At 67.4% G+C, this 5,478-nt stretch carries 5 protein-coding genes; 1 reads left to right on the top strand and 4 read right to left on the bottom strand.

Annotated elements, in window-relative coordinates:
* The 4 genes from VA603_RS08355 to VA603_RS08340 form a co-directional block, all read right to left on the bottom strand.
* Nucleotides 1-261, bottom strand: a 261-nt coding sequence (locus VA603_RS08355; RefSeq protein ID WP_323438512.1) for a FimD/PapC N-terminal domain-containing protein, incomplete at its 3' end; no start/stop codon positions are given.
* A gap of 146 nt (nucleotides 262-407) precedes the next feature.
* Nucleotides 408-1,157 carry a fimbrial biogenesis chaperone gene (locus VA603_RS08350; protein WP_323438511.1) on the bottom strand — a complete coding sequence of 250 codons (750 nt, stop codon included), beginning with the start codon at nucleotides 1,155-1,157 and terminating at the stop codon, nucleotides 408-410.
* A gap of 107 nt (nucleotides 1,158-1,264) precedes the next feature.
* Entirely contained in the window at nucleotides 1,265-1,786 is a 522-nt protein-coding gene (locus VA603_RS08345) for a fimbrial protein (RefSeq protein WP_132863771.1), read from the bottom strand.
* Between the two features lie 504 nt (nucleotides 1,787-2,290).
* A complete protein-coding gene (locus tag VA603_RS08340) occupies nucleotides 2,291-3,526 on the bottom strand; it encodes an EAL domain-containing response regulator (RefSeq protein WP_323438510.1) in 1,236 nt (411 codons plus the stop codon).
* Nucleotides 3,527-3,703: 177 nt separating this feature from the next.
* Between VA603_RS08340 and VA603_RS08335 the strand changes: the two genes are divergently transcribed.
* On the top strand, nucleotides 3,704-5,478 hold a 1,775-nt coding region (locus tag VA603_RS08335), incomplete at its 3' end, for a histidine kinase dimerization/phospho-acceptor domain-containing protein (protein WP_323438509.1).

Genomic DNA, 5,478 nt, shown 5'->3' with positions numbered 1-5,478 from the left:
GCCGTTGACCTGCAGGTCGGCGCGATAGACACCGGGCAGCACCACGCTGCCCCGCTCGAAGCGGGAGATGTCCACGTTGCGGCCGCCACCGGCGACCAGGAACTCAGTGTCGAACTGGACCACGGCCGCGGCCGACATCGCCGTTTCCTGCCCCATCGCTTCCAGGCACTGCGTCGCGAGGATGGCAACGATCAGCGCCGGCAGGCGGCGGCGCACGGGGGTTGCAACGGGACGGTGGCAAGCGGCGGCAGGCAGGTTCACGGCAATCTTCCAGGTACGCACCAGGCGTCCCCATGCCGGGGCACCTGCTGATCGATTCGGGATCCGCCCAGCGGCCGCTCCGTGCCGGAAGCCGCTGGTGCGGGAAAGTGGGGGTCAGCGGGGTGCCGCCACTGGCGGCACCTGGTTCAACGCGTGGGCGCGCTGACCGGCTGCACGCCTTGGGACGCACTGCCCCAATCATTGATCGCGCTGTACTGCACTTCGGTGCGGGCAAGGACGGCGGCGTCCGAAGCGGCCAGCGGGAACAGCTTGCTGCTGCCCGGCGCGACGTGGCCTCCGCCGGCATCAAGGGTGCCGTTGCCGGTGCCCAGGCTGATGCTGCCGTAGTTGACGTAGTACGGCGTCGGGTTGCTGGCCTTGAGCGCGTAACCGGTGCCGTCTTCCTGCCGGCGCAGCTCCCAGCGAACCGCGGCGTGGGCATCGGCGGCCTTGCCGGGCAGGCCGGCGGGGCGATACATCACCTTGATCCGGGTGCGCACCGCCAGCTGCAGGCGGTTGGCATCGTCATTCACCTTCGGCGGCACTTCCAGCACATTGAGCCAGTACAGGCTTTCCCTGTCACTGGGCAGGGCCGCCCCGGTGTGCAGCAGGCGCAGTGCCTGGCCGTTGCCCGGGTCCAGCCGGAACATCGCCGGGGTCAGGGTGAACGGCACGTTGATCGTTTCCGGCGATGCGGCGGCATCCCCGTCATCCAGCCAGGCCTGCACCAGCGCCGGCAGCTGCCCCGCGTTGTTCAGTTGAACCGTTGCTTCCTTGTCCTGGCCCGGAAAGATCACGCGGGTTCCTGCAATCACCACGCTTGCGTCGGCCTGCGAGGCAAACATGGCCAGTGCGACACTGGTGAACATCATCAATGTACGGATACCGTTGTTCATGGTCGTTTCTCCTGGGGGCCGTGGGACCCGGTTGCCGCGCCGTCGTCCGAAGGAGACGGCGCAGCGGAAATCCGTGCGTGGCGGCAGTGCCGCCACGCGGCTTCGGCTTACTCGTAGGACATGGTGTAACGGACGCGGGTCGCCACCGCGCCGGCTTCGGCGCCACCCAGCGAGTAGTACTGCGCGTAGTAGTTCAGGACAGCCGAACCACCGGCCAGGTCAACCTTCTGCGAACCCTGATTGCCAGCGGCACCCAGCATGATTTCATTGTGACTGTCGTTCAGCAGGGCCACTTCGACGTTCTTGGCACCGCCGGTGTCGACGCGCAGACGGCCGTTCTCGTTCACCTGGGCATCGGCTTCGAAGAAGGCCGAGATCTTGCCGGTATCCGGGGTGCAGCCGCTCACTTCGATCTTGAACGGGGTACGGCCGGCGACAGCGCCACTGGTGGCCAGCGAAGCAGCCGAGACGGTCGGCAGGACCACGTTGAAATCGGCATTGCCGCCGTTGATGGTGCAGGTGACGGCGGTCACGGCGCCGGTGAACTCGATGGTGCCGTCGGCGGCCTGGGCGGCCGGGGCAGCGAACAGGGCGAGGGCGAGGGCCGAAGCAAGGGAGAACTTGTTCATTTCAGTATTCCTGGATTGAGGGATTGGATTTCAACAAGGGCCTGACTTCCGTCCGGCCGGTCGTGCCGTGCGCCGTCTTGTCAGGGCAGGGGAAGTCTAGGGAGCAGGTTGCGGCGAGATAATCAGCGATGTCCGAATCCATGCAGCCTTCAGATAAGACTTATCTGAAACAAATGAAATCGATTCGTTGAAAGGGTGCGCGATGCAATCGTGACGGGAATTACGCTATCGCCCGGGAGGAATCCCGACGCGCCCGCAAGCGACTCATTTGCACTGAAAAAGCCTTCCTCGCGAACCCGAACATTCCTACGACATCGTCTGCACTTGGCCTACCCCGCTTCGGTCGGCGACGTTGCACGGATGTGATGGCGTCACGACGCCTTCTGCTACTCGTGCACGATGCAGTGCGCTTCCGTCCGCAGGGCGCCCGCCATCGGCACACCGTTGCCGGAAACAAGAAGGGCCGGCGCAAGGCCGGCCCTTTCCAACGTGCGGCGTTGCCTGTCAGGCGTTGTCGCTACGCAGCACGTAACGCATGTAGGCGGCACGCGACATCGGCCGCGCATGCAGGTAGCCCTGGGTGACGTGGCAGCCCAGGTTGCGCGCCATCGCCAGGTCCTCCTGGTCCTCGATGCCTTCGGCCACCACGGTGGCCACCAGCTGCCGGCCCATGGCGATGATGCTGGCCAGCACGCTGCGCGCATGCACGTACTCGCGTGCCTGCATGATCATCCCGCGGTTGATCTTGATCTCGTTGAACGGCGCACGCATCAACCGGTCCAGCGACGAATCGCCGGTGCCGAAGTCATCGATGGCGCACTGGAAACCACGCAACCGCAACTGCGCGACCACGCCGGACAGGGCCGCATTGCAGGCCGCGCCACCGTCCTCGGTGATCTCGATGATCAGCTGCGACGGATCCACCCCGGCCACCTGGGCAAGGTCGGCCACGCTCTGGGCCCATTGCACCGAACAGGCGACGCTGGCCGGGACGTTCACCGCCACCACCCGGCCGGCACCGTGCCCGTCCATGGCCATGACCTCGAAGGCACTGGAGAGCATGTACTGGGTCAGGCAATCCATCATCCCGGCCCGCTCGAAGGCCGGCAGGAAGGCATGCGGCCCCAGCACCCGACCGCTCGGGTGATGCCAGCGGGCCAGGACCTCGGCGCCGCGCAGCGCGCCGGTCAGCACGTCGTGCTGGGGCTGGAAGTACGGCTTGATCTGGTGCGACAACAGCGCCCGGCGCAGATCCTCGGCGCTGAAGCCATGCATCGACGGTTCCTCCGGCCGGGCCGCCTGCGGTGCCTGCGCGGCGCGGATGGCCTGTTCCTCCAGCAGGTCCTGTACCAGCATCGCGTCCAGCGGCTTGCGCAGCGCAGCGACCACGTTGAGGCCGCGCGCGGTGGCATGGCAGGACGCGGCATGCAGGATGCGGCACGGATGGTTGCTCATGATCACCACCGCGGCCTTGCTGCCACGGTCGGCCAGCAGGTCGATCAGCTGCATGCCGGTGACATCGGGCAGGTCCAGGTCCACGAACACCACGCCCCAGTCATTGCCGCGCAGCGCCTCGATGCCCGCGGCACCGGCATGCACGCCCTTGACCCGGTCGGCGCCGGCGCGTGCCAGCATCTTCATCACCGACGCCAGATGGAGCTCGTTGGCGTCCACGACCAGCGCACTGGGGACCGGCAGGGCAACGGTGGCAGGAAGGACATTGCGGATCTGGGCGTTCATGAAGGCGTCTCCGGGCAGTGGGCGGGGTACCGTCTGTTGCGTCGGGGGACATTGTTCCAACCGCTCGTACCCGCCCATATCGGCCCAGTCTTATTCTTCTCCCCAGCAGGTAGGACATCCGCTCAGGCGTGCCCGGTTGACCCTATGATGGAGCGCCGTTCAGCCAAGGGGCACGGGATGACAACACCGCCGGAACGCGTGGGCCGGGGCCGCGACGCCCTGAGCCTGCTCAGCCGCCACCAGCGGCTGCTGCTGTTCGTGGGCGGGCTGGTGACCTCGCTGGTGCTGGCCACCGTCACCGCGGTGATGCTGTACGCGCAGGTCAACGACTACGTCGGCGAACGCCAGGCCGAGTTCGTCATGCGCCGCACCGCGTTGCGTTCGCTGTTCGCCGTGCACGAAGGCGCCATGCGCATCAATGTCCGGCAGGAGGAGTACGCCTGGGCCAACCGGCAGGCCCCGGACCCCGCGCTGCTGGCCGCCTTCAGCGCCCATCACGGGCGGATGGTGCTGCAGCGCAACCGCAGCTTCCCGGCGGTGCTGGTGCGTGGTGACATCGACGCGGCGCACCCGCTGCAGGTGCACGCGCCTTACCTGCGCCTGGCCGACGAAGTGAGCTACCAGGCCGGCGCCTATTCGCATGCCCTGCTGGCCTCGGGCTACTTCTACAACCCCGACGGCAGCTTCATCGGGCTGGGCCCGCTGCAACCGGGCGACACCGCCACGCGTTTCGACACTGCCGGTGCCGCCGAGCTGATCGGCCAGGTGGCGCCAGACCTGGGCAACCTGCAGGACCCGCACGTGGTCGCGCGCCTGCTCGACCCTGCCCTGCCGTTGTGGCTGCCGCCGTCCACCGATCCGCTGAGCGGACAACCCTCGGTGCGCCTGGTGCAGGGCGCGGCACAGGACGGGAAGCTGTTCGCGGTGTTCGTCGCCGCGTACCCTTCCGCGTCGTTCGCTTCGCGGCTGGCGACCACACGCCCGCACGAGGCGCTGCTGATCGCCGACCATGACGGCCGCATGCTGATGGGCCCCAACCCGGGCACGTTGCCGCCTGCGCTGCTGCGCACCGCGCTGGCACAGCCGCCGGCGGACGAGGCGTTCAGCTACCAGGACGGCCAGTTCATCGCCAGCGACGTGCTCTCGGCCAGCGGCTGGAAGCTGGTCCATGTGTTCACCTGGCGCACCGTCCTGGCCGATCTGTGGCCACGGCTGGCGGCCTACGCCGGTGCGATGCTGCTGGTGATCGGCTTCGTCTGGACGGTGCTGCTGTTGATCGACCGCAAGGTCTTCAAGCCCGGCTACGCCCGCTCGCTGCGCATCATCGAGAGCGAGGACCTCAACCGCACGATGGTGACGACCGCCCCGTTCGGCCTGTCGCTGCTGGCACCGGACACCGGCCAGGTGCTGTTGCAGAACGCGGTGATGGATTCCTATGCCGGGCAGGTACGCGCCGGCGATGCCCCGCTGCACCAGCAACTGCTGCGGTGGTTCGGCCCGGTCGGTGCGACGTCACCTGCCCGCGAAGCCGAGTTCACCCTGGCCATGGCCGATGGGTCGCACCGCGACCTGCTGGTGGTGGCCGTGCCCACCCGCTTCCAGGGACGGCAGGCACTGCTGTGCAACTTCAAGGACATCACGCTGCGCAAGAAGGTCCAGCAGGAACTGGAACAGGCGCGCCGCGCCGCCGACGCGGCCAACCAAGCCAAGTCGGCGTTCCTGGCCACGATGAGCCACGAGATCCGCACACCGCTCAACGCCATCCTCGGCAACCTCGAGCTGCTGGAACGCTCGCCGTTGTCCGGCAGCCAGCTGCAGCAGGTACGCACCGTCACCTCGTCCTCGTCCGCGCTGCTGGGCATCATCAACGACATCCTGGATTTCTCGCGGGTGGAATCCGGGCAGATGCAGCTGGAATCCATCGCCTTCGACCTCAGGGCCCTTGCCGTCGA

The organism is Stenotrophomonas capsici, from assembly GCF_034961085.1.
Lineage (GTDB): Bacteria > Pseudomonadota > Gammaproteobacteria > Xanthomonadales > Xanthomonadaceae > Stenotrophomonas > Stenotrophomonas capsici.
This window is presented reverse-complemented; position numbering and strand designations above follow the sequence as displayed.